Source organism: Spirillospora sp. CA-142024 (genome assembly GCF_050942325.1).
Lineage (GTDB): Bacteria > Actinomycetota > Actinomycetes > Streptosporangiales > Streptosporangiaceae > Spirillospora.
This window is the reverse complement of the sequence record NZ_CP192077.1, coordinates 6,393,888-6,417,231: the sequence shown is the minus strand read 5'-3', so window position 1 is coordinate 6,417,231 and position 23,344 is coordinate 6,393,888. Positions and strand designations below refer to the sequence as shown.

At 72.0% G+C, this 23,344-nt stretch carries 25 protein-coding genes; 13 read left to right on the top strand and 12 right to left on the bottom strand.

Features of this window, described 5'->3' with window-relative positions; genetic code table 11:
• Window positions 1-11 precede the first annotated feature (11 nt).
• Complete coding sequence (locus tag ACQPZP_RS30425) at window positions 12-953, bottom strand: helix-turn-helix transcriptional regulator (RefSeq protein ID WP_433473148.1); 942 nt, start codon at window positions 951-953, stop codon at window positions 12-14.
• Here ACQPZP_RS30425 and ACQPZP_RS30420 point away from each other — a divergent pair.
• The 3 genes from ACQPZP_RS30420 (at window position 952) to ACQPZP_RS30410 (ending at window position 2,706) form a co-directional block, all read left to right on the top strand.
• Window positions 952-1,680: an SDR family NAD(P)-dependent oxidoreductase gene (locus ACQPZP_RS30420; RefSeq protein ID WP_433473147.1), complete on the top strand. Its 729-nt coding sequence runs from the start codon at window positions 952-954 to the stop codon at window positions 1,678-1,680. The two genes, ACQPZP_RS30425 and ACQPZP_RS30420, sit on opposite strands and share 2 nt — an antisense overlap.
• A gap of 238 nt (window positions 1,681-1,918) precedes the next feature.
• Window positions 1,919-2,311 (top strand): SSI family serine proteinase inhibitor, encoded by a 393-nt coding sequence (locus tag ACQPZP_RS30415; RefSeq protein ID WP_433473146.1) that lies wholly within the window; start codon window positions 1,919-1,921, stop codon window positions 2,309-2,311.
• 71 nt (window positions 2,312-2,382) lie between these two features.
• A complete protein-coding gene (locus ACQPZP_RS30410) occupies window positions 2,383-2,706 on the top strand; it encodes a hypothetical protein (protein WP_433473145.1) in 324 nt (107 codons plus the stop codon).
• 18 nt (window positions 2,707-2,724) lie between these two features.
• Here the strand turns inward: ACQPZP_RS30410 and ACQPZP_RS30405 are convergent, their stop codons facing one another.
• A complete protein-coding gene (locus ACQPZP_RS30405) occupies window positions 2,725-3,207 on the bottom strand; it encodes a nucleoside deaminase (protein WP_433473144.1) in 483 nt (160 codons plus the stop codon).
• A gap of 49 nt (window positions 3,208-3,256) precedes the next feature.
• Between ACQPZP_RS30405 and ACQPZP_RS30400 the strand changes: the two genes are divergently transcribed.
• Window positions 3,257-4,039 (top strand): SAM-dependent methyltransferase, encoded by a 783-nt coding sequence (locus ACQPZP_RS30400; protein ID WP_433462802.1) that lies wholly within the window; start codon window positions 3,257-3,259, stop codon window positions 4,037-4,039.
• A gap of 18 nt (window positions 4,040-4,057) precedes the next feature.
• Here ACQPZP_RS30400 and ACQPZP_RS30395 read toward each other — a convergent pair whose 3' ends face one another.
• From ACQPZP_RS30395 to ACQPZP_RS30350, 10 genes are all read right to left on the bottom strand, one after another.
• The gene (locus ACQPZP_RS30395) at window positions 4,058-5,068 is read right to left on the bottom strand and encodes a LacI family DNA-binding transcriptional regulator (RefSeq protein ID WP_433462801.1); all 1,011 of its coding nucleotides are present in this window, start codon (window positions 5,066-5,068) and stop codon (window positions 4,058-4,060) included.
• Window positions 5,069-5,100: 32 nt separating this feature from the next.
• Window positions 5,101-6,525 (bottom strand): GH1 family beta-glucosidase, encoded by a 1,425-nt coding sequence (locus ACQPZP_RS30390; protein ID WP_433473143.1) that lies wholly within the window; start codon window positions 6,523-6,525, stop codon window positions 5,101-5,103.
• Window positions 6,522-7,421, bottom strand: a complete 900-nt coding sequence (locus tag ACQPZP_RS30385; protein WP_433473142.1) for a carbohydrate ABC transporter permease — start codon at window positions 7,419-7,421, stop codon at window positions 6,522-6,524. The genes ACQPZP_RS30390 and ACQPZP_RS30385 overlap by 4 nt, the downstream gene beginning before the upstream one ends.
• Window positions 7,418-8,404 carry a carbohydrate ABC transporter permease gene (locus ACQPZP_RS30380; protein ID WP_433479701.1) on the bottom strand — a complete coding sequence of 329 codons (987 nt, stop codon included), beginning with the start codon at window positions 8,402-8,404 and terminating at the stop codon, window positions 7,418-7,420. Before ACQPZP_RS30380 ends, ACQPZP_RS30385 begins: the two co-directional genes overlap by 4 nt.
• Before the next feature lie 109 nt (window positions 8,405-8,513).
• Window positions 8,514-9,809: an ABC transporter substrate-binding protein gene (locus ACQPZP_RS30375; protein WP_433473141.1), complete on the bottom strand. Its 1,296-nt coding sequence runs from the start codon at window positions 9,807-9,809 to the stop codon at window positions 8,514-8,516.
• 178 nt (window positions 9,810-9,987) lie between these two features.
• A complete protein-coding gene (locus ACQPZP_RS30370; protein ID WP_433473140.1) occupies window positions 9,988-11,034 on the bottom strand; it encodes a LacI family DNA-binding transcriptional regulator in 1,047 nt (348 codons plus the stop codon).
• Window positions 11,035-11,044: 10 nt separating this feature from the next.
• The gene (locus ACQPZP_RS30365) at window positions 11,045-12,682 is read right to left on the bottom strand and encodes a glycoside hydrolase family 13 protein (protein ID WP_433473139.1); all 1,638 of its coding nucleotides are present in this window, start codon (window positions 12,680-12,682) and stop codon (window positions 11,045-11,047) included.
• Window positions 12,683-12,710: 28 nt separating this feature from the next.
• The gene (locus ACQPZP_RS30360; RefSeq protein ID WP_433473138.1) at window positions 12,711-13,535 is read right to left on the bottom strand and encodes a carbohydrate ABC transporter permease; all 825 of its coding nucleotides are present in this window, start codon (window positions 13,533-13,535) and stop codon (window positions 12,711-12,713) included.
• Window positions 13,532-14,548, bottom strand: coding sequence for a carbohydrate ABC transporter permease (locus tag ACQPZP_RS30355; protein WP_433473137.1), 1,017 nt, complete (start codon window positions 14,546-14,548; stop codon window positions 13,532-13,534). Before ACQPZP_RS30355 ends, ACQPZP_RS30360 begins: the two co-directional genes overlap by 4 nt.
• Window positions 14,549-14,553: 5 nt before the next feature.
• Window positions 14,554-15,870, bottom strand: a complete 1,317-nt coding sequence (locus tag ACQPZP_RS30350; RefSeq protein ID WP_433473136.1) for an ABC transporter substrate-binding protein — start codon at window positions 15,868-15,870, stop codon at window positions 14,554-14,556.
• 209 nt (window positions 15,871-16,079) lie between these two features.
• On the opposite strand from ACQPZP_RS30350, the gene ACQPZP_RS30345 reads away from it, so the two are divergent.
• The 9 genes from ACQPZP_RS30345 (at window position 16,080) to ACQPZP_RS30305 (ending at window position 23,341) form a co-directional block, all read left to right on the top strand.
• On the top strand, window positions 16,080-16,781 hold the full coding sequence (locus ACQPZP_RS30345; RefSeq protein ID WP_433473135.1) for a nucleotidyltransferase domain-containing protein: 702 nt from the start codon (window positions 16,080-16,082) through the stop codon (window positions 16,779-16,781).
• Window positions 16,778-17,524, top strand: a complete 747-nt coding sequence (locus ACQPZP_RS30340) for a nucleotidyltransferase domain-containing protein (RefSeq protein WP_433473134.1) — start codon at window positions 16,778-16,780, stop codon at window positions 17,522-17,524. The genes ACQPZP_RS30345 and ACQPZP_RS30340 overlap by 4 nt, the downstream gene beginning before the upstream one ends.
• Window positions 17,525-17,636: 112 nt before the next feature.
• On the top strand, window positions 17,637-18,299 hold the full coding sequence (locus ACQPZP_RS30335; protein ID WP_433462789.1) for a GTP cyclohydrolase II: 663 nt from the start codon (window positions 17,637-17,639) through the stop codon (window positions 18,297-18,299).
• Window positions 18,300-18,310: 11 nt separating this feature from the next.
• The gene (locus tag ACQPZP_RS30330; RefSeq protein ID WP_433473133.1) at window positions 18,311-19,165 is read left to right on the top strand and encodes a CDP-alcohol phosphatidyltransferase family protein; all 855 of its coding nucleotides are present in this window, start codon (window positions 18,311-18,313) and stop codon (window positions 19,163-19,165) included.
• Complete coding sequence (locus tag ACQPZP_RS30325) at window positions 19,122-20,093, top strand: zinc-dependent alcohol dehydrogenase (protein WP_433473132.1); 972 nt, start codon at window positions 19,122-19,124, stop codon at window positions 20,091-20,093. Before ACQPZP_RS30330 ends, ACQPZP_RS30325 begins: the two co-directional genes overlap by 44 nt.
• A 20-nt stretch (window positions 20,094-20,113) precedes the next feature.
• Entirely contained in the window at window positions 20,114-20,512 is a 399-nt protein-coding gene (locus ACQPZP_RS30320; protein WP_433473131.1) for a 6-pyruvoyl trahydropterin synthase family protein, read from the top strand.
• A complete protein-coding gene (locus tag ACQPZP_RS30315) occupies window positions 20,509-21,621 on the top strand; it encodes a glycosyltransferase family 4 protein (protein ID WP_433473130.1) in 1,113 nt (370 codons plus the stop codon). The genes ACQPZP_RS30320 and ACQPZP_RS30315 overlap by 4 nt, the downstream gene beginning before the upstream one ends.
• Window positions 21,618-22,415, top strand: coding sequence for an SAM-dependent methyltransferase (locus ACQPZP_RS30310; RefSeq protein WP_433473129.1), 798 nt, complete (start codon window positions 21,618-21,620; stop codon window positions 22,413-22,415). Before ACQPZP_RS30315 ends, ACQPZP_RS30310 begins: the two co-directional genes overlap by 4 nt.
• Window positions 22,412-23,341, top strand: a complete 930-nt coding sequence (locus tag ACQPZP_RS30305; RefSeq protein WP_433473128.1) for a lysylphosphatidylglycerol synthase transmembrane domain-containing protein — start codon at window positions 22,412-22,414, stop codon at window positions 23,339-23,341. The genes ACQPZP_RS30310 and ACQPZP_RS30305 overlap by 4 nt, the downstream gene beginning before the upstream one ends.
• Window positions 23,342-23,344 lie beyond the last annotated feature (3 nt).

Sequence of the window (23,344 nt, the reverse complement as noted above, 5' to 3'; positions counted from 1 at the left end):
CGGGGCCGGGGTCACCGGCTCGCGCTCACACCTCTCAGCGCCCGAAGCGCCTCGGACGTCGTGGACCCGGGCGCCGCCACGTAGAAGACGGTCCACTGGTCACGGGCCGGGTCGTGCAACGCCTCGCACTGGAGATCGAGCCACCCCGCCACCGGATGCCGGATCCGCTTACGCGCCGAGCGCCGGACCTGGACATCCCCCTCGGCCCACAGCCTCCGGAACTCGGGGCTCGTGGTCAGGAGCCGATCGATCAGCGAACGGACACCGGGATCGCGCGGGTAGCGGGCCGCCACCGCGCGCAGGTCGGCCACCGTCTCGCGGGCGAACCGCCCGGCGTCGCCGGGGTCGATGCGCTCACGCGACTGCGGCCGGGCGAAGAACCGCCAGACGACGTTGCGCTCGTCTTCCGGCACGGCGGAGAAGTCTCCGAGCAACGCGGTGGCCATCGGGTTCCACGCGAGGATGTCGTACTTGGCGTCGCAGACGAGCGCCGGCGTGTCGTCCAGCCGTTCCAGCAGATGCAGCAGGCTCGGCCGAACCTCGCGCACCGGCGTGGGCGGCGGTGCGGGCATCTCGCCCGCGAGGTGGTGCAGGTGGGACCGCTCGTCGTAGGTCAGCCGCAGCGCCCGCCCGAGCGCGGCGAGCATCTGCCGCGACGGCCGGGGCCCGCGGCCCTGTTCGAGCCGCACGTAGTAGTCCACCGACATGCCCGCGAGGTTCGCGACCTCCTGCCGCCGGAGGCCGGGCGTACGGCGGCGCCCCCGCTCCAGCCCGACGTCGGACGGCTGCACTCGCGCCCGCCATCGCCGCAGGAAGGCGGCGAGTTCCGCCCGGTCCCCGTGCTCCACTCCTCCAGTGTGGCCGCTCGCCCCCGCGGTCACCATGGGACTCCCGATACCAGCCTCGACGGTGCTCTCCCGGTTCCGCCGCCCGGCGGCCAGGGTGGCCCTCATGACAACGACCAGCAAGATCGTCCTCATCACCGGCGCCAACAAGGGCATCGGCCTCGCGACGGCCGGCGCGCTCGCGCGAGCGGGGCACACGGTGCTGCTCGGCGCCCGTGACCCGGACCGCGGGGCCGCTGCCGCCGCCGGTCTGTCGGAACAGGGGCTGGACGCCCGGTTCGTCCGGCTGGACGTGACCGATGCCGCGACGATCATCGCCGCCGCCGGGTTGATCGACGCCGAGTACGGCCGCCTGGACGTGCTCGTCAACAACGCCGCGATCACCCGGGACAGGTCGCGGCCGCCTTCCGAACTGCCCGTCCCCGCTCTGCGCGAGGTCTACGAGACCAACGTGATCGGCGTCGTCGCCGTCACGAACGCCATGCTCCCGCTTCTCCGCAGGTCGTCGTCCGGGTACATCGGCAACGTCTCCAGCGGCCTCGGCACCTTCGCGTTCCTGAGCGAGCCGGACGAAGCACTCGCCCAATACGCCAACCTGCTCGGCTACAACTCGTCGAAGGCGGCCCTCAACGCGATCACACTCATCTACGCCAACGCCCTGCGGGACTCCGGCATCAGGGTCAACGCGCTGTCACCCGGCTTCTGTGCCACCGATCTCAACGACCACACGGGCGTCCTGAGCGCGGACGAGGGCGGAGCCCACATCGCCCGGCAGATCGCGCGGCCGGAAACCGGTGCCTTCCTCAACGAGAACGGCGGCGCCTACCCCTGGTGAGTCCAGGGCCCCGCATCCGCGGTAGCACAGGATCGGGCCAATTTGTGTTCAAATGGCATTGCACAAATGGGCAGACTTGATTTAAGTGTGAACCGGTGGCCAGGTTGGGACGAGAATTGGCCTTGTTCGGGGGAGTTTGCGGCACCTAATGTCTGGATGCGGCGGGACGACCACCACAATTCGGGCGTCCTGCCGGCCAATGCCGCAGATCGCGGTGGGCGAATCCAGGGAGGAAGACATGCACATGTCGCGTGCCCGTTTCCGGTGGGCGGCCGTGCTGGCGGGAATGGCGGTCCTCGCGCCGGCGGTGCCGGCGCGGGCCGGCGGACCGGCCGGCGAGTATCTGCTCACGCTGGCACCGCAGCACGGCCCCGCAAGTACGTGGCGCCTGTGGTGCGACCCGGACGGAGGGACGCTGGACGCCGCGTCCCAAGCCTGCGACCAGCTCGCGGCCGCCGACGGTGAGGTGGCGCGCATCCCGGCGCGGCCGGGGCCGTGCACGCTGGAGTACGCGCCCGTCAGGGTCACCGCGGACGGCGCCTGGCACGGCCGGCCCCGGCATTTCGCGCGGACTTTCCCGAACCGGTGCGTCGCGGTGCGCGAGACCGGCGGAATCCTTTTCGGCGAATAACCCACGGACCGCGGGCCGCCGGAATGGGGAGCGGGGTGCTGTCCGGCGGCCCGCATGAAAAGGAGGCGTCCATGCTCGCGACGACCGGGCCGGATGTGCTGGTCACCTACGAGCGTTCCGGCGGTTTCGCCGGAATTCACGAAAAGGTCACCGTGGATGGCACGGGAACGGCTCTCGTCAATGACGAGAAGGTCGTGCTCGACGACGCGCAGATGCGCGGCCTGCGCCGCGCCCTGCGCCGCGTCGTCACCACGGAGTCCTCGCCCGCCGGGTGCCAGGTGGCCGACCACTTCACCTACACGCTCACCTACCGGGGGCAAAGCGCCACGCGGTGCCTCCTGCCGTCCGACTGGCGGGCGGCCGTCGAGCGGCTGGAGGCGCTGACCAGGCGCTGAGCGCGGAGGTCGCCGCCCTCAAGCGCAGGCGCGGGTGTGCAGCTCGCGCATGGCGGCTTCGAGGGCGGCGACCGGGCCGTCCACCCGCAGGCCCGGCACGACCTCCTGGATCGGGATGGCGCTGACCGGCCCGGGCGGCACTCCCAGCTCGGTGCGCAGCGCCGTGAGCCACGCGGACGACATGACGTACACGATGCGGCCGAGGCCGACCCAGCCGTGCGCGGCCGAGCACATCGGGCAGTGCTCGCCGGACGTGAACACGGTGGCGGCCTCCCGCTCGCCGGGGGTCATGTTGGCCGCCGCCCAGCGGGCGATCTCGAACTCGGGGTGGCGGGTCTGGTCGCCGTCCGCGGTCCGGTTGCGGTCCTCGAACAGGACCTCGCCGGACGCCGACACGAGGACCGAGCCGAACGGCTCGTCGGCCGAGTCGAGCGCCTCGGCGGCGAGCTCCACGCAACGGTTCAGGAAGACGAGCTCGTCGGCGGTCGGTTCGTAGGCCATTTCACAGCTCCTTGCCGCGTGAAGTCGTAAATGATCTTAAACTGGGGGCATGAGCGACGAGATCGCACCGCCCGGCATCGATGTGGAAACCCCCAGTCCGGCGAGGATCTACGACGTCTTCCTCGGTGGCAAGGACAATTTCGCCGTCGACCGCGAGGCCGCGAAGGTCGCGACGGACGCGGGCCCCGACATCCCGAAGGCGGCGCGCGAGAACCGCGCCTATCTCGGACGGGCCGTCCGGTTCGCCATCGAGTCCGGCATCCGGCAGTTCGTCGACCTCGGCACCGGGCTGCCCACGCAGGGCAACGTGCACGAGGTCGCCCAGGCCCATGCGCCCGGCGCACGCGTTGTCTACGTCGACAACGACCCGATCGTCCTCGTGCACGCGCGGGCGCTGCTCGCGCCGTCCGAGACCACCGCCGTCATCCAGGCGGACATGCGGGAGCCCGAGAAGATCCTCGCCGATGGCAAGGTCCGCGACCTCATCGACTTCGACGAGCCGGTGGCCGTCCTGATGCTCGCGGTCCTGCACTTCGCCGAGGACGACCAGGTCCGGCACACGATCGGCACGTTCCGGGACGTGATGGCCCCCGGCAGCCTGCTGATCGTCTCGCACAGCACCACCGAGGGGCACCCGGACACGGGCCGGCAGGCCGTCGGCGCGTGGCGCAACGCGACCGCCCGGCTCCGCAGCCGGAACCGCGCGGAGGTCGCCGCCCTGCTGGACGGGTTCGAACTGCTAGACCCCGGCGTCGTGTGGGTGCCGGAGTGGCGCCCCGAGGGCGCCGGTGAGGGGACCCGCTGGATGTACGCCGCCGTCGGACGGCGCTGACCCCCCACCGGCGCGGCCTCAGGCGGAGTCGCGCAGCACCAGGTGGGGACGCAGGATGACCACCGGGTCCGGCACCGTCTCGCCGCGGATCCGGGAGACCAGGAGCCGTGCCATCTCCAGGCCCATCTCCTCCGGCGACTGGTGCACGGTGCTGAGCGGCGGGTCGGCCAGCGGGGCGGCGGACGAGTCGTCGAAGCCGATCACCGCGACGTCGTCGGGGACGCGGCGGCCCCGCCGGTGCAGGACGCGCAGCGCCCCGAGCGCCATCGGGTCGTCGGCGGCGAAGACCGCGTCCAGGGCCGGCTCGGCGGCCAGCAGCCGCTCCGCGGCGGTGATGCCGCTCGCCTCGCCGAAGTCGCCGAACTCGACGTACTCGGGCAGCCCCGCGGCGGCGAGCGCCTCCCGGTAGCCGGCCAGCCGGTCGATGCCCACCCCCATGTCCTGGGGGCCGGCGATGGTCGCGATGCGCCGCCGGCCGCCCGCGATGAGATGGCCGACGGCCTCGCGCGCGCCGCTGCGGTTGTCGACGTCGACGTAGCTGACCGGATGCAGGCCGGGCGGCCGGCCGCCGAGGACGGTGGGCACGCCGTTGGCCTCCAGCTTGGCGGGCAGCGGGTCCTCGGCGTGCAGCGAGGTGAGGAGCACCCCGTCCACGTGCTGGGTGGTGAGGTAGTCCTCCAGCCGGCCGTACTCGGCGGGGGAGCGGGCCAGGGCGAGCAGGAGCTGCAGCCCGGTGTCGCCGAGGCCGTTGCTGATTCCGCGGATGATCCCGGCGAAGTACGGCTCGCCGAACAGCCGCTGGTCCGACTCGGCGACGACCAGCGCCACCGTGTCGGTCCGGCGGGTGACGAGCGTGCGAGCCGCGCGGTTCGGCACGTACCCGAGCTCGTCGATCGCCTTCAGCACCGCCTCGCGCGCCTGCGGGCTGACCCGCGGCGAGCCGTTGACCACCCGGGACACCGTGCCGCGGCCCACCCCGGCCCGCGCCGCGACCTCCTCCAGGGTCGGGCGCGTGCTCCTGCCCGTCATCTGGCCCCCTTCGTCCGTACCGTCGCCCCGGGTCAGCCCCGCTCGGGCAGCCCGCCCCGCCGGATCACCCCGGCGTACCACCGTGCGCTGTCCTTGGGCACCCGGCGCTGCGTGGCGTAATCGACGTGGACCAGCCCGAAACGCTTGGAGTAGCCCCAAGCCCACTCGAAATTATCCAGCAACGACCAGGTGAAATAGCCCTGCAGCGGCACGCCGTCGGAGATGGCGTCGTGGCAGGCCCGCAGGTGCGCGTCGAGGTAGGCGATGCGCCCCGCGTCTTGGACCGTGCCATTTTCGTCCGGCGTCTCGTCGTAGCCCGCGCCGTTCTCGGTGATGTACAGCGGGACGGACGGGTACTCGCGGTGGACCCGGGTGAGCACCTCGTGCAGGCCGCGCTCGTCGATCTCCCAGCCCATCCCGGTGACCGGGCGCCCGGCCGGGACGAACCGGACGTGGTCGCTCCCGACCCAGGGGGAGTGCGTCGAGAACGGCGACGACGCGGTCTGCGACGCCTCGCCGGGTGTGCCGGCGACGGTGTGCCGCGAGTAGTAGTTGATGCCCAGATGGTCGATCGGCTGGTGGATCACGGCCAGGTCCGCGTCCGGGGGCCGGAACCCGTAGCGGGAGGTGTCGGCGAGGACGTCCTCCGGATAGCGGCCGAGCAGGAGCGGATCGAGGAACAGCCGGTTCTGCAGCCCGTCGATGCGGCGCGCCGCGTCCACGTCGGCGGGGTCGTCCGTCGCCGGGGAAACCGCGTAGAGGTTGACCGCCGCCCCGAAACGGTTGTCCGGGCGGCGGGCGCGCATCGCCTCCACGGCGAGGCCGTGCGCGAGCAGGAGGTGGTGCGTGGCCTGCAATGACGCGGCCGGGTCGAGGCGCCCGGGCGCGTGCTCCCCGGACGCGTAGCCGAGGAACGCCGCGCACCACGGCTCGTTCACGGTCGTCCAGTGCCTGACCCGGTCGCCGAGCGCGGCGTGCACGTGGGTCGCGTACTCGGCGAACCGGTGCGCGGTCTCCCGCTCGGGCCAGCCGCCCTTGTCCTCCAGCGACTGCGGAAGGTCCCAGTGGTACAGCGTCGGCCAGGGCTCGATGCCCGCCTCCAGCAGCGCGTCCACCAGCCGCCGGTAGAAGTCGAGGCCCTCCTGGTTGAAGGCCCCCGCGCCGGCCGGCTGCACCCGCGACCAGGACACCGAGAACCGGTACGCGGTCAGCCCGAGGTCGGCCATGAGCGCCACGTCCTCGGGGAACCGGTGGTAGTGGTCGACCGCGACGTCTCCGGTGTCGCCGCCGAGCACCTTGCCCGGAGTGCGGCAGAACGTGTCCCAGATGGAGGGCCCGCGGCCGCCCTCGGCGGCGGCGCCCTCGATCTGGTAGGACGCGGTGGCGGCCCCCCAGCGGAACCCGGTCGGGAACGGTGCGGCCGGGGCCGCGCTGGTGTCGTCCTGTAGGGAGGTCACGCCTTCACTGCACCTTCCATGATCCCGCCGATGATCTGGCGGCCGAAAATGATGAACACGACGAGGAGCGGCAGGATGGCCACGCTGGTCCCGGCGAACATGAGCGTGTAGTCCTTGAAGTACGCGTTCGCCAGGTTGTTGATGGACAGCTGCACCGTCGGGTTGTCGGGATTGAGCACCGCGAGCGGCCACATGAACTCGTTCCAGGTCTGCATGAACGTGAACAGGCCGAGGACGCCCGCGGCGGGACGCAGCGCGGGGAGCACGACGCGCCAGTAGATGCCGAACGTGGTGCACCCGTCCACGCGGGCCGCCTCGATCAGCTCGTCCGGGACGGCCTGGTCGGCGTACTGCCGCATCATGAACACGCCGAACCCGGTGACGAGGAACGGGACGATGACGGCCTGCAGATGGTTCTGCCAGCCCAGCTTCACCATGATCATGTAGAGCGGGATGATGCCCATCTGCACCGGGATCATCATGGTCGCGATGATGGTGAGCAGCAGCCCGTTCTTGCCGCGGAACCGCAGCTTGGCGAACGCGAACCCGGCGAGCGAGGCGAAGAACACCGTGGAGACCGTCACCGCGGCGGAGGCGATCGCGGAGTTCAGCAGGCCCTTGGCGAAGTACGCCTCCGGGTTGTCGAACAGCCGGCCGACGTTGTCGGAGCCCTGCCCGCCCGGGAGCAGCGGTGGCGGGACGTCGGCGACCACGCTGTTGGTGCGGGTCGCCACGATGATCATCCAGTAGATCGGGAAGACCGACAGCACCAGCGCGACGATCAGCGTGAGGTAGGTCAGCGGACTGGCGTTCCACATCCCGCGGTAGCGGCCGGAATGCGCGGCGTGCTTGGCGTCGGAGCGCCGGCCGCCGGGGCCGGCGAGGAGCGTGGTCACTTGGTGCCTCCCGTGCGCCGCACGGCCAGGAAGTTGATCAGGGAGAACACGATGATCATCACGAACAGGGCCCAGGCGACGGTGGCGCCGTAGCCGTACCGGTCGTGGCCGAACGCGTTGTCGTACATGTACATCGTGATGGTCTGGAACTGGTGCGCCGGGCCGCCGTCCATCTTGTTCGGCGTCCCGACGCTGAACAGCACGGGCTCGGTGAACAGTTGCAGCCCGCCGATCGTCGAGATGATCACCGTGAAGATGATCGTCGGCCGCAGCATCGGCACCGTGATCTGCCAGAACTGCCGGATCCGGGACGCGCCGTCGATCGCGGCGGCCTCGTACAGGTCCTTCGGGATCGCCTGCATGGCGGCCAGGTAGATCAGCGCGTTGTAGCCGGTCCAGCGCCAGTCGACCATCATCGCGATGGCGGCCCAGGACCAGCCGCGGCTGCTCGACCAGTTGATCGGGTCGATGCCGACCAGCCCGATCGCCCAGTTGATCATGCCCCAGTCCTTGTCGAACATCTGGGTGAACACGATCGCGACGGCGGCGGTCGAGGTGACCAGCGGGGCGACCATCCCGATCCGGAACAGCGTCGGCATCCGCATCCGCCGGTTCAGGGTGTTGGCGATCAGCAGCGCGATCAGCAGCTGCGGGACGGTCGAGAAGGCGAAGATCCCGAGGGTGTTGACCGTGGCGTGCCAGAAGTCGGCGTCGGTCAGCAGGTAGTCGTAGTTGTCGAGCCCGACGAACTTGCGCGTCCCCGACGCCAGCTCCCACTGGTGCAGGGAGACCCAGAGGGTGTAGACGAGCGGGAAGGCGCCGAAGATCAGGAAGACGATGTAGAACGGCGAGATGAAGGCATAGGGCGCGCCCTTCACGTCGAGCCGGGCCAGCCGGGCCCGCCAGGTGCGGGAGGGCCCCGGGCGGTCCCGCGCCGGCGAGGGGGGCGGGCCGTTCCGGCTGGGGCGCAGATCGGTGGTCACGTCGTGCGCCTCCTTTCCGAGGACGGGACGGAGCGGGATGGGAACGGCGGCGGCGCCGGCGGGGAGGTAGCGGCGCGGCGCCGCCGCCGTGGTCACGGGTCGTCCGGGGTTACCGGGCGGCCTTCTTGGCCTCGTCGACCGACTTCGTCCAGGCGTCGCCCGGCTTCTGCTTGCCCTGGCCCACGGAGATCAGGATGTTCTCCACCGCGGACCGCACGTCCTCGTTCTTCGGCCCGAGGTAGACCGGCTTCACGCCGGCCGCCAGCTGCCCGAAGATCTGGCCGACCGGGGCGTCGTTGAAGTAGGCGCTCTTCGCGCCCGCGACCGCCGGGTCCTGCGCGGCCTGCGGCGAGGACGGGAAGACGTTCGCGGCCTTGTACGCGCCGACCTGGCCCTCCGGGGAGGTCAGGAACTTGGCCAGCTCGGCGGCGGCCTTCGCGTGCTTGGTCTGCTTGGGCACGGCCAGCCACGAGCCGCCCCAGTAGCCGGCGCCGCCCGGAGTGGTCGCCACGTCCCACTTGCCCTTGCCGAAGTCGCCGGAGAATTCCTCGATGCCCCCGAGCATCCAGGACGGGCACGGCAGGGTGGCGAAGGTGTTGCGCTTGAGGGCGGTCTGCCACGGCGGCGTGAAGATCGACATGTCGGCGGTGAGCTTGTTCTCCGCGAACTTCAGCGACGTGTCGAACGCCTGCTTGACGGCCGGGTTGGTGTCGTAGGCGAGGTTGTCGCTCTTGTCGAAGAAGCTGTAGCCGGGCCCGCTGCCGGCGTTCTGCAGGACGGTGGCGCGGAAGACGGCGGTGGGTCCGTCCAGCCACTTGCTGTCGGGCACCTTCTGCTGGAACTTCTGTCCGGTCGACATGAACGCGTCCCACGTGGGCCAGAGCTTGCCGACCTCGTCGCGCTCGGTGGGCAGGCCCGCCTTCTTGAACAGGTCCTTGCGGTAGCACATGGCGAGGGGGCCGATGTCGGTGCCGAGGCCGATCAGCTGCTTGCCGTCCGGGGTGACGCCCATCTGCCACTTCCACGGCAGGAAGTTCTTCTCCAGCGACTTGCCGCCGTAGTCGAAGAGGTTGAGGAACTTGGCCTTCTGCTGCATGTAGAGCGGCAGGATGCCCTCCTCCAGCATGACGACGTCGCCCGCGCCGCTGCCGGTGGCCATCCACTGCTGGATGCGCGGCTTGTACTCGTCCAGGGTGGAGACCTTGCGCTGCTTGATCTTCACGTTGGGGTGCGACTGCTCGTACTGCTTGTAGAGCGCGTCGTAGCCCGGCTCGCCGAACACGTCGACGGTGAGCTCGACCGGCCCGCTGTCGGAGCCGTCCTTGTCGTTGTCGTCCCCGCCGCAGGCGACGGCAAGGCCGCCGACGAGCACGGCCGCCAGGGCCGTACTCAGTCCGCGCCGCATGATGGCCCTCATCGCGGACCCCTCTCAGGTTGTGTCTTCCGGGTGGGTGTGGGAGCGCTCCCACGAAGGAAAGACCGTGACCCGGCTCACTGTCAATGCGCCGAAACATAACCGTTACAACAACCTGGCCCCGGCGCGAGGCCGGTCAGTCCCCGTCCGACATCCGGTCAGCGCCGGGTCAGCCGTCCTTGACGGGGGACAGCCGGGCCGCCGCGGGAGCCGGCGCCGTGGACCGCCGGACGACGAGTTCCGGCCGGTAGAGCAGCTCGGTTCGGGGTGCGCGGGCGCCGCGGATCTCGTCCAGAACGGTGCTCACCGCAGCCATGGACATCTCCCGCACCGACTGCCTGACGGTGGTGAGCGGAGGGTCGAGGTAGGCGGTGAGAAGCGAGTCGTCCATGCCGGTGACCGACACGTCCCCGGGCACCCGAAGGCCGCGCGCCCGCGCGGCCCGGATCGCGCCGAGCGCCATGATGTCGTTGCCGCCGCAGATCGCCGTGCAGCCCGCGTCGAGCAGCTTCGCCGCCGCGGCCTGCCCGCCTTCGACCGTGTACATGGTGTTGACGATCAGCTCGTCCACCTCGTCCGGGGCGAGGCCGGTGTGCGCGGCCATCCCGCGCCGGAACCCCTCGGTCTTGCGCCGCGTCGGCACGTACACGTCCTGGCCGATCGCCAGCCCGATCCGGCGGTGGCCCATTGCGGCCAGATGCGCGACGATCGCCTCCAGCGACGCCACGTCGTCGTTGGAGATGTACGGCGCGTCGATGTCCGGCCGGTAGCCGTTGATCAGGACGATCGGGAGCGCCTGCTCCAGCAGCCGCACGTAGCGGGCCCGGTCGGAGTTGGCGTTGGCGTGCAGGCCGTTGACGAAGATGATCCCGGCGACGCCGCGCTCCAGCAGCATCTCGATGTAGTCGTCCTCGGCGACGCCGCCCGGCGCCTGCGAGCACAGCACCGCCATGTACCCGTGCCGGGCCAGCGCGCTCTCGATGACCTCGGCGAACGCCGGGAAGATCGGGTTGGTCAGCTCGGGGATGATCAGCCCGATCAGCCCGGCCCGCTGCTGGCGCAGCCGGGCCGGGCGCTCGTAGCCGAGCACGTCCAGGGCGGTCAGCACCGCCTGGCGCGTGCTCGGGGACACGCCCGGCTTGCCGTTGAGCACACGGCTCACGGTCGCCTCGCTCACCCCGGCATGTGCCGCGATGTCCGCCAGGCGCGTCGTCATGGGTTTCAAGCTATCTCTCCTCGACGTCCCACCACAGTGCGGTGTCCGGGGGCAGGTGCACGTGCTCGCCGTCCACGTCGAGCGGCCCGCTCGCCAGGAGCGGGCTCCCGTGCACGCGGACGCGCGCGCTGCGGTCGCCCATGTTGATCGCGCAGGCGAGCCGCCTGTTTCCGTCGCCGGCCTCCCGGACGAAGACCAGTGTGCCGGGCGGGCCGGCGAGCCACCGCAGGTCGCCGTCGCCCAGCGCCGGGTGCTCGCGGCGGATGCGCAGCGCCTCGTGGTACAGGGCGAGCATGGAGCCGGGGTCGTCGCGCTGCGCCGCCACGGTCAGGTCACGCCACGCGGTGGGGATCGGGAGCCACGAGGCGGTTCCCGCGCCGAAGCCGAACGGGGGCTCCTCGCCCTCCCACGGCAGCGGGACGCGGCAGCCGTCCCGGCCCGCGCCCTCGCCGCGCAGCCGCTGCGGGTCCTGCTGGAACTCCTCCGGCAGGTCGAGCACCTCCGGCAGGCCCAGCTCCTCGCCCTGGTAGACGTAGGACGAGCCGGGCAGCGCGAGCGTCAGCAGCGCCGCCGCGCGGGCGCGCCGCAGCCCCCGCTCACCGCCGCCGTACCGGGTGACGTGCCGTTTCACGTCGTGGTTGGACAGCACCCAGGTCGCGGGCGCGCCGACCGCCTCGGCGGTGCGCAGCGACTCCTCGATCACCTCCCGCATCCCGGGCGCCTCCCAGGGCGCGGTCAGGTAGTGGAAGTTGAACGCCTGGTGCAGCTCGTCCGGGCGGGTGTAGGCGGCAAGCCGCTCGGGCGTGGGCGCCCACGCCTCGGCGACGGCGATCCGCTCCCCGTCGTAGGAGTCGAGCAGGCGCCGCCACTCGCGGTGGATGTCGTGGACGGCGTCCTGGTCGAAATACGGCAGGACGGCCGTGCCGAGCATCTCCACCTGGTCCGCGTGGCCGACGTCCGGGAGCCCGGGCGCCTTGGCCATGCCGTGCGCGACGTCCACGCGGAAGCCGTCCACGCCGAGGTCGAGCCAGAACTTGAGGACGTCCGCGAACTCGGCGTGGACCTCGGGGTTCTCCCAGTTCAGGTCGGGCTGCTCGGGCGCGAACAGGTGCAGGTACCACTGGCCGTCCGGCAGCCGTGTCCAGGCGGGGCCGCCGAACACCGACTCCCAGTCGTTCGGCGGCTGCGCGCCGTCCGGTCCCCGACCGTCCCGGAAGATGTAGCGGGCGCGTTCGGGGGAGCCGGGCGGTGCGGCGAGCGCGGCCTGGAACCAGGCGTGCCGGTCGGACGTGTGGTTCGGCACGATGTCCGCGATGATCCGCAGGCCGTGCGCGTGCGCGTCGGCGATCAGGTCGCGGGCGTCGGCGAGCGTGCCGAACAGCGGGTCGACGTCGCGGTAGTCCGCCACGTCGTAGCCGAAGTCCGCCATCGGGGAGACGTAGAACGGGGTCAGCCACAGCGCGTCCACGCCGAGGCCGGCCAGGTAGGGCAGCCGCGACCGGATGCCCGGCAGGTCGCCGACGCCGTCCCCGTCGGAGTCGGCGAAGCTGCGCACGTACACCTGGTAGATGACGGCGTCGCGCCACCATCGGGTGTCCTCCGCGGCGAGGTCGCCGGCCGCGGGGACGAGCAGGGTGTCCTGGGTCATGAACATCCTTCGGATCGGGAGCGGGACATCACTTCACGCCGCCGGCGGTCAGCCCGGCGACGATCCGGCGCTGGAAGACCAGCACCACGGCGATGAGCGGGACGGTCACGACCACCCCGGCCGCCATCTGGGTGCCGAACGGCTGGTCGAACCCGGAGACGCCGGTGAACTTGGAGATCGCGACCGTTGCGGTCTGCATCTCCTTCTTGTTGACCATGGACAGCGCGATGAGGAACTCGTTCCACGCGGCGATGAAGGTCAGGATCGCCGTCGTGAACACCCCGGGCGCCGCCAGCGGGACGATGATCTTGCGGAACGCCTGGCCGCGGGTGCAGCCGTCCACCATCGCCGCCTGCTCCAGTTCGAACGGCAGCTGCCGGAAGAACGCGGTGAGCAGCCACACCGACAGCGGCAGCGCGAACCCGAGGCTGGGCAGCACCATCGCCTGGTAGGTGTTGATCCACTTGATGTCGGTGAAAAGCTTCAGCAAAGGAACGAGCTGCGAGATTCCCGGGAACATCGTGGTCGTGACGATGAGCCCGAGCACCGCGTTCTTGAACCGGAAGTCCAGCCTGGCCAGCGCGTACGCGGTGAACGTGCCGATCAGCAGCGTCAGCACGGTCGTGCCGCCCGCCACGATCAGGCTGTTCAGCAGGGCGCGGCCGAACCCGTTGCCGCCGGAGAACACCGCGGAGAAGTTCTCCCACGACCACCGGGACGGGACGATCGAGTTGTCGAACTGGTCCTGCGGGCGGCGGAACGCCGAGATCGCCATCCAGTAGAACGGCGCCAGGCAGTACACGGCCACCGCCGCGAACCCGAGGTAGGAGGCAAGACGCTTGGCCCCGGTCATTGCGCGACCCTCCTCTTGCCCCGTACCGGCCGGCTCTTGCGGTCGCGTTTCGTGTGCCGGCGGGCCTCGCCGATGATGTCGGCGCCGAGCAGCTTCACGAACAGGTAGGCGATCAGCGCGATGTACAGGAACAGCACGGTCGCGTACGCCGCCGCCGACCCGTACCGCAGGTTGGACGCCTCGAACCAGGCGATCATCGTGAGCGTCTCCACGGACTTCTGGTTGACGCCGATCAGCACGGCGGGCAGGTCGAACATCCGCAGCACGTCCAGCATCCGGAACAGCACGGCGACCAGCAGCGCGGGCTTGACCAGCGGCAGCGTGATCCGCCAGAACTGCTGGACGGCCCCGGCGCCGTCCACCCGGGCCGCCTCGTAGACGTCCCGTGGGATCATCTGGAGGCCGGCGAGGACGAGCAGCCCGATGAACGGGGACGTCTTCCACACCTCGGCGATGACGACGGCCGTCTTGGCGGGGAACCCGTCGGCGGTCCACAGGATCTCCTGGCGCAGCACCGCGTTGGCGGCGCCGTCCGCCTGGAAGATCCACCGCCACAGCAGGCCGGAGATCGCGGTCGGGATCGCCCACGGGACGAGGATGCTCGCGCGTACGATCGCCCGCCCGCGGAACGCCTGATGCATGATCAGCGCCATTGCGACGCCGATCAGCGTCTCCAGCACGACGGTGGTGAGCGTGAAGAACGTGGTGTTGGAGAAGGCGTTCCAGAACGCGTCGGCGCGGTCGCCCTGGAAGATGGCCGTGTAGTTGCCGAGACCGACGAACCTGTCGCCCTCCACGACGAACCCCTCGGCGTCCAGGCCCTCGCCCCGCGCGTACAGCGATTCGCGGAACCCGGCGAGGACCGGGTACCCGATGACCAGCGCGAGCACGAGCAGCGTGGGGGACAGCAGCAGCGCCGCGAGCCGCCGCGTCCCCTGCACGTCGGCCCTGCGTCCGCGGGGCGCGTCCGCCGCGGCGGTGCCCGCGGCGGACGCGCTCTCGGTGGTGGTCATGCCGCTCACTGCGCGGTCAGCGGCTGGAGCTTGGACTGCAGGTCCGTCAGGGCCTGGTCGACGGGCTTCTTGCCGGTCACCGCGTCGTACATCTCGCCCTGGACGGCGGCGGTCACGTCGCCGTACTTCACCGTGACCGGACGCGGCCTGGCGTTCGCGATGGCCTGCTTGAGGACGGGCAGGTACGGGAACTTCTTCACCATCTCCGGGTCGTCGTAGAGCGCGGCGACGGTCGGTGCCTTCGAGGTCGCGAGCAGGTTGGCGCGCTGCGACTGCTCACCGGCCAGATACCGGATGAAGTCGAGCGAGGTCGCCTTGTTCTTGGCGAACGCGGAGATCGCGAGGTTGTGGCCGCCGAGGTTGGCGACGCCCGGGCCCGCCGGGCCGGGCAGCGGCGCGACCGCGAACTTGCCCGCGACCTTCGACGAGCCGTCATCGGAGTTCGCGAGGGCGTACTGGTACGGCCACTGCCGCTGGAAGACCAGCTTGCCGGACTGGAAGAGGCGGCGCCCGCCCTCGGTGTCGAGGGTGACGGCCTCCTTCGGCATGTGGTCCTTCTTGGCGCCCACGAGGAACTCGACGCCCTGCTTCGCCTGCGGCGTGTTCAGCGTGGGCTTGCCGTCGGCGCCCATGATCGAGCCGCCGGCGCTCTCGATCGCCTCGACCGCGCTGATCGTCATGCTCTCGGTCTTGTTGACCTCGGTGAAGTAGCAGTCGGCGTCCTCGGCCTCGGGCAGCTTCCTGACCTTCTCGCAGTCGGCCCACATCTCGTCGTAGGTCTTCGGCGGGGCGGCGATGCCGGCCTTCTCCAGCAGGTCCTTGCGGTAGTACAGCATCCCGGCGTCGGACGTGGACGGCACCGCGTACAGCTTGCCGCGGTACTGCCCGGTGGTGATCGTCGCGGGCAGCATCCTGGCGAGGTCGACCTGGTTCTTGGGGAGCTCGGTCAGCCAGCGGTTCGCGGCGAACTCCGCCGTCCACACCACGTCGAGGCTCAGCACCGAGTAGGCGTCCGACTTCGTCGTGGCGTTCTGGATCATCTGCTGCCGCTGGTCGTTCGGCTCGTCCGGCAGTTCGATGAGGCGGACCCGCTCCTTCGGGTGCTCGGCGTTCCAGCCGTCGACCTGCTTCTGCAGGTAGCCCGAGCGGTCCTTGCCGGTCACGAAGGTGATCGGCCCGCGGCCCCGCAGGCTCGCCGCGCTCGTGCCGCCCTTCGAGCCGCCGCCGTCATCGCCGCCGCAGGCGGAGAGCGAGAGCGCGAGGGCGGCGCACACGACGCCTCCGGCCAGAGGGGCGCGGCCGATCGGGGGGATGCGCCGCATGGTGTCCTCCTTCGCGGGACGCCGCCTCGCCGGGCCGCCGTCCCGCAGGTGAGAAATGGGGGTGGCTGGACCGGGACGCTAGCAAGGCGTTTCAGTCTCGTAAACCTCTTGCAGAAACTTTCAGCAAGTCCGTGGCTGATCTGTAACCACCTTGCAGGGGTCGGTCAAAACGGTCGACACGCCCGCGCACCCTGCGCCAGGCTTCCTCCGTGACGGAACCCGGCCATGACCCCGCCCTCGACCTCGTCCGCGACCACACGATCCTGTCCGTGGTGACAGGGTCGCGAGCATACGGGCTCGCCACGGGTGAAAGTGACGTCGACCGGCGCGGCGTCTACGCGGCCCCCGCGCCCCTGTTCTGGGGTTTCACCAAGCCGCCGACCCATCTGGACGGCCCGCTCCCCGAGCAGTTCTCCTGGGAGCTCGAACGCTTCTGCGAGCTGGCGCTGGGCGCGAACCCGACCGTCCTGGAGTGCCTGTGGTCGCCGCTGGTCGAGCGCGTCACGCCGGTGGGCAAGGAGTTGCTGGCCGCCCGGTCCGCCTTCCTCTCCCGGCACGCGCACCGCACCTTCCTCCGCTATGCCGAGGCCCAGTTCCGCAAGCTGGAAGGTGACTTGCGCAACGGCGGCGTGCCGCGCTGGAAGCACGTCATGCACATGCTGCGGCTGCTGGAGAGCGGCGTCCACCTCGTCCGGAACGGCGAGCCGCGCGTGGACGTCGGCGACCTGCGCGACCGCCTCCTCGCCGTCCGCCGCGGAGAGGTCGGCTGGGACGAGATCGGCGCGTGGCGCGCCTCCCTCACCGCCGACCTCGACGACGCCCTGGACCGCAGCCCGCTGCCGCCCGAACCCGACCGCGCCACGATCGAGGAACTGCTGATCTCCGTCCGACGCAGGAGCGTGACCTGGTGAACCTCCCCGAAGGCATGATCGACCGCTTCGCCGCCGACCACCCCTACCCGCGCGCGTTCGTCACCGTCAGCGGCGCGCACCTGTACGGCTTCCCGTCCAAGGACTCCGACGTCGACCTGCGCGGCGTCCACCTGCTGCCGCTGGAGGAGATCGTCGGCCTGGAGACGGGGGAGGAGACCGTCACGCTCATGTGGGACCACGCGGGCGTGGAGGCCGACGCCGTCACCCATGACCTGGCCAAGTTCTGCACACTGCTCCTGCGCCGCAACGGGTACGTCCTGGAGCAGGTCATGTCGCCGCTGGTGGTGGCGACCTCCCCGGTGCACGCCGAGCTGAAGGCCCTCGTCCCAGGTCTGATCACCTTCCACCACGCGCACCACTACCTGGGGTTCGCGCGGTCCCAGTGGAAGCTGTTCGAGCGGTCAGGCGAGCTGAAGCCGCTGCTCTACACGTTCCGGGTGCTGCTGACGGGCATCCACCTGATGCGGACGGGCGAGGTCGAGGCCGACCTGACCCGGCTCACCGGCGACGGGCCGTCCTACCTTCCCGAGCTGATCGAGGCGAAGCGGGCCGCCGAGCACGGCGCGCTGCCGGAGGACGCGCCGGGCAGGTCCCGCCTCCAGGACGACGTCGCCTCGCTCACCGCCCGGCTGGAGGAGGAACGCGACGGCAGCGACCTCCCCGAATCCCCCTCGGACCGTCGCGCCCTCCACGACTTGGTGGTTCGGTCCCGCCTAGGGTGAACCCTGAGGCGCCTCCCCTGCGTGCCACCGGTTATACGGACCGTTTCAGGACGCAACCACCCGGTGCGGTCGCCACGTACCAAGGGTGATTCGTAGCCGAGAAAGGGGAGCGATGCACGACCAGGGCATCGACCAGAAGGACATCGCGGAGGCGGACCTCAGGACCCGGCGGGGCGTGTTCCGCGCCGTCGCGTTCCGGGACCCGGTCGACGGGCACGAGCACATGGCGCTGGTGCGGGGCGACGTGCGGGGGCGCGAGGGCGTGCTCGTCCGGATGCACTCCGAATGCATGACGGGCGACATCTTCGGCGCGACGCGCTGCGAGTGCGGGGACCAGCTCGGCGCCGGCCTGGACGCGATCGTCCGCGAGGGCGCCGGCGTCCTGGTCTACCTGCGCGGCCACGAGGGACGCGGGATCGGCCTCGTGGCGAAGGTCCGGACCCACATCCTGCAGGACGACCAGGGCCTGGACACCGTCGACTCCGCCACGGCCATCGGGCTGCCGGTGGACGTCCGCGACTACGGCCCGGCCGCCCGCATCCTGCGCCACCTCGGCGTCGGCTCGGTGCGGCTGATGTCGAACAACCCGGTCAAGCTCCGCGCGCTGGAGTCCTACGGGATCACCGTCGCGGCGCGTGTGCCGCTGCTCGTCCCGGTCAGCGACGACAACGTCCGCTACCTCACCGCCAAGCGCGACCGGCTCGGTCACGACCTCCCCCAGCTCGACGTCCCGGCCGTGCCTCTCGACGACGCCCAGGTCAGCGAGGTCCGCTGATGACGAGGCCGATGACGATGACACGGCCGGTGACCCGGCCGCCGACGGAGCCGCTGACGGAGCCGGTGGCCGGGCCGGCGGTGCCGCCGGCGCCGGTGCGGCTGCCGGCCGCGCCGCGCCGCCCGTGGCTGACCCGGCGGCCGGAGCTGGCCGCCGCGGTCATGGCGCAGGTCGCGCTGCTGGCGCTTCTCCGCCCCGGCCATGCGGGCTTGGCCGTGGGCGCCGGATACGCGCTGGCGTCGTGGGCGGTCCTGGCCCGGGCTTTCCGGCGGCGCCGGACGCTCGGCCCGGCCGACCACGTGACGCTGGCCCGCGTCGTCCTCACCGGGGGTGTCGCGGCCCTGGTCGCGGGGCATCTGACGGGTGCCGGGCACACCTGGCCGCTCGTCGCGGTCGCCTCCGTGGCGCTGGTCCTGGACGGGGTGGACGGGCAGGTCGCCCGGCGCACCGGGACGGCGTCCGAGCTCGGCGCGCGCTTCGACATGGAGGTCGACGCGTTCCTCGTGCTCGTGCTGAGCGTCGAGGTCGCGTGGTCGGCGGGCGCGTGGGTGCTGGCGATCGGGGCTATGCGGTACGTGTTCGGCGCGGCGGCCTGGGCGGCGCCTTGGCTGCGCGGGCGGCTGCGGCCGAGCGTCGCGCGCAAGGCCGTCGCGGTCGTGCAGGGCGTGACGCTGGTCGTGGCGGCGTCCGGCGTCGTCCCGTACGCGGGGCTGCTGGTGGCGGCGGCGCTGGGGCTGCTGGTGTGGTCGTTCGGACGCGACGTCGTGTGGCTGTTCACGCGGCGCCACGCCGGTCATCGGGGGGCTCGGGGGAGGAGCACGGATGGAGCGCGAGGCGCGCGCCTTCTGGATCCGGTCGCCCGGTAAGGGGGAGATCCGCGACGTCGTCCTGCCGGAGCCGGGGCCCGGGGAGGTGCTGGTCCGGACGGTGTTCTCGGGCGTGAGCCGCGGCACCGAGGCGATCGTGTTCCGCGGCGGCGTCCCGCCGAACCAGCACGCGATCATGCGGGCGCCGTTCCAGGACGGGGCGTTCCCGGGGCCGGTCAAGTACGGGTACCTGAACGTCGGCGTGGTGGAGCACGGGCCGTCCGAGCTCGCCGGGCGCACGGTGTTCTGCCTCTACCCGCACCAGACGCGGTACGTCGTCCCGGCCGGCGCGGTCAGCGTCGTCCCGGCCGGGGTGCCGCCGGAGCGGGCGATCCTCGCCGGGACGGTGGAGACCGCCGTGAACGCGCTGTGGGACGCGGCGCCGCTGGTCGGCGACCGCATCGCCGTGGTCGGCGCAGGGATGGTCGGCAGCGCGGTCGCGGGCGTCCTCGCGGGCTTCCCCGGGAGCCGCGTCCAGCTGATCGACACCGACCCGTCCCGGGCCGATGTCGCGCGGGCGCTCGGCGTCGGGTTCGCCCACCCCGACCAGGCCGAGGGGGGCTGCGACCTCGTCGTCCACGCGAGCGCGACGGAGGCCGGGCTGGCGCGGTCGCTGGAACTGCTCGCACCCGAAGGGGAGGTCATCGAGCTGAGCTGGTACGGGGACCGGCGCGTCACCGTCCCGCTCGGCGAGTTCTTCCACTCGCGGCGGCTGACCGTCCGGGCCAGCCAGGTCGGCGCGGTCCCGCCGGCCCGCCGCTCGCGCCGGTCGTTCGCCGACCGGGTGGCGCTGGCGCTGCGGCTGCTCGCCGACCCGGCGTTCGGCGCCCTGATCACGGGGGAGAGCCCGTTCGGGGAGCTGCCGCAGGTCATGCCGCGTCTCGCCGCCGGTGAACTTTCCGCGCTGTGCCACCGAATCACCTACTGAAACCCCGACTGGAGGCGTTCTTGTTCGCCATCACCGTCCGCGACCACGTGATGATCGCGCACAGCTTCCGCGGCGAGGTCTTCGGACCCGCGCAGCGGCTGCACGGCGCCACATACGTGGTGGACGCGACGTTCCGCCGGGCCGGTCTGGACCCGGACGGCCTCGTCGTCGACATCGGGCTCGCCACCCGCGAGCTGGGCGAGGTCCTGGGCGGGCTGAACTACCGGAACCTGGACGACGAGCCGGACTTCGCCGGGGTCAACACCTCGACGGAGTTCCTCGCCAAGGTCATCGCCGACCGGCTCGCCGGCCGCGTCCACGAGGGCGCGCTCGGCGAGAACGCGCGCGGCCTGTCCGGCATCCAGGTGACGCTGCACGAGTCGCACGTCGCCTGGGCCAGTTACGAGCGTGAGCTATGACCGTGCACGAGGCGGACGCCGCGCCCGCCCGGCGGGCGGGCGCGCACGAGATCTGCGTGGTCGTCCCCGGCGACATCGACGACGCCGAGGTGCCGAGCGGCGGGAACCGGTACGACCGGCGGCTGTGCGACGAGCTCGCGGCGGCGGGGCGTCCCGTCCGGGAGCTGGCGGTGCCCGGGGCCTGGCCGCGCCCGGACGAGACGGCCCGGAGCGGCCTCGCCGGGTCGCTCGCGGAGCTGCCCGACGACTCGGTCGTCCTGCTCGACGGGCTGGTGGCGTGCGGCGTGCCGGAGATCGTCGTCCCGGAGGCGCGGCGGCTGCGGATGGCCGTCCTCGTCCACCTCCCGCTGGCGGACGAACCCGGGCAGGCCGACCTGAACGCGGGCGAACGCAAGGTGCTGGAGGCGGCTGGCGCCGTCGTCACCACCAGCCCGTGGGCCAAGGACCACGTCCTCGCCCACCACGGCCTCGACCCGTCGCGCGTCCACGCGGTCACCCCGGGCACCGACCCGGCGCCGCTCGCGTCCGGCACCGACGGCGCGGCCCGCCTGCTGTGCGTGGCGTCGGTGACCCCGCGCAAGGGCCACGACGTCCTCGTCGAGGCGCTCGCCACCATCGCGCATCTGCCCTGGCAGTGCGCATGCGTCGGCCCGGTGCGCCGCGACTCCGACCACGTGACGCGGCTGCGCGGCCTCATCGGCGGGCACCGCCTCGACGACCGCGTCGAGCTGGTGGGGCCGCTGACCGGCAGACCGCTGGACGACGCCTACGCCGCCGCCGACCTGCTCGTCCTGGCGTCCCGGGCGGAGACGTTCGGGATGGTCGTGACGGAGGCGCTCGCGCGCGGCATCCCGGTCGTCGCGACCTCCGTGGACGGCGTCCCGGACACGCTCGGCTGGGACCCGGTCGGCGCCGTCCCCGGCCTCCTCGTCCCGCCGGACGACCCCGCCGCGCTCGCCGCGGCGCTGCGCCGCTGGCTCGTCGAACCCGAGCTGCGCGGCCGGCTGCGCGCCGCCGCCCGGCTGCGCCGCGGTGCCCTGCCCGGGTGGGACGACACCGCCCGCCGCATGGCGACCGTCCTGTCCCGGCTGAGAAGGGAAACACGATGACCGAGTACGCGCCCTCGTGGCTGGCGCTCCGGGAGGGCGCCGACGCGACCGCGCGCGCCGCCGAACTGCTCGACCCGCTGCGCGCCGCGCTCCCGCCGGACGGGCCGCTGGTCATCTGGGACCTCGGCTGCGGCACCGGCTCGCTCGGGCGCTGGCTGTCCGGGCGGCTGCGCGGCCCGCAGCACTGGATCCTGCACGACCACGACGCCGCGCTGCTCGACCGGGCGGGCGGCAACGCCTACGTCACCGCCGACGGGCTGCCCGCGACGATCGAGACCCGGCAGGGCGACCTCGGCTCGCTGCGCGCGTCCGACCTGGTGGGCGCGTCCCTCGTGACGGCGTCCGCGCTGCTGGACGTGCTGACCGCCGCCGAGATCGAGGCGATCGCGGCCGCGACGCCCTGTCCGGCCCTGTTGACGTTGTCGGTCGTCGGCCGCGTCCGGCTCTCCCCGTCCGAGCCGCTCGACGCCGAGTTCGCCGCCGCCTTCGACGCCCACCAGCGCCGTGCCGGGCTCCTCGGACCGGACGCCGTCGGCGCCATGACCGAGGCGTTCGGGCGCCGCGGCGCCTCCGTGCAGACGCGTCCGAGCCCGTGGCGGCTCGGCCCCGGACAGGCCGCGCTGACCGCCGAGTGGCTGCGCGGCTGGGTCGCCGCCGCCGTCGAGCAGGAACCCGGCCTGTCCCCGTTCGCGGACGACTACCTCGGCCGCCGCATCGCCGAATGCGTCGCAGGCCGGTTGACCGTCGAGGTCCGCCACGTCGACCTTCTCGCCCTTCCAGGGAGTACACAGTGAAGAAGCTCTGGCCCTGGCTGCGCCTGCTCATCGGGCTGGGCATCATCACCGGGCTGCTGTGGTGGCACAGCACGGACGCGTTCGTGAACGCGCTCCATGCCATCAGTCCCGGTGCCGTGGTGGTGGCGCTCGCCCTGGGCCTGCTGACCACCGCGCTGAGCGCGGCCCGCTGGTGGCTGATCGCCCGTCGCCTCGGGCTGCACCTGCCCTTGGGCGGCGCCGTCATGGACTACTACCGCGCCCAGTTCCTCAACGCCGTGCTGCCCGCGGGCGTCCTCGGGGACGTCCACCGTGCGGTGAGCCATGGACACCGATCCGGGGACGTGGCCCGTGGGGTGCGGGCCGTGTTCATCGAACGGGTCGCAGGCCAGGGTGTCGCCATCGTCGCGGGCGTCATCGCCCTGTTCGCGCATCCCGGTCTGCTGTCGGCGATGGCCCCGGCCCTGATTCCGGCCGGTGTCGTCCTGGGCGTCGTACTGATCCTGGCCCGCTGGCGTCACCGCGCCATGGCGGCCACGTTCGCCGACCTGCGCGCCGTCCTGCATCTCTGGCCGGGCGTCGTGGGGCTGTCCGTCGCGGCGCTGGCCGGGCACCTGGCCCTCTTCGTCGTCGCCGCCCGGCTGGTCGGCTCGACGGCCTCGCTGCTCACCCTCCTGCCGCTTCTGCTGCTGGCCCTGCTGGTGATGGTGCTGCCGGTGAACGTCGGCGGCTGGGGCCCGCGCGAGGCGGTCCTCGCCCTCGCGTTCGGCGCCGCCGGGCTGGGCTCAGCGCAGGGCCTGACCGTCTCCGTCGTGTACGGGGTGCTGACCTTCGTCGCGTCCCTGCCCGGCGCTGCGACCCTGCTGCTGAAGCACCGCGAGGCAGTCCCCGAACGACGCGACCAGGCTCCGCAGCGCGTCCCGGCCCTTCTCGGCGCGGGCCATTGACGG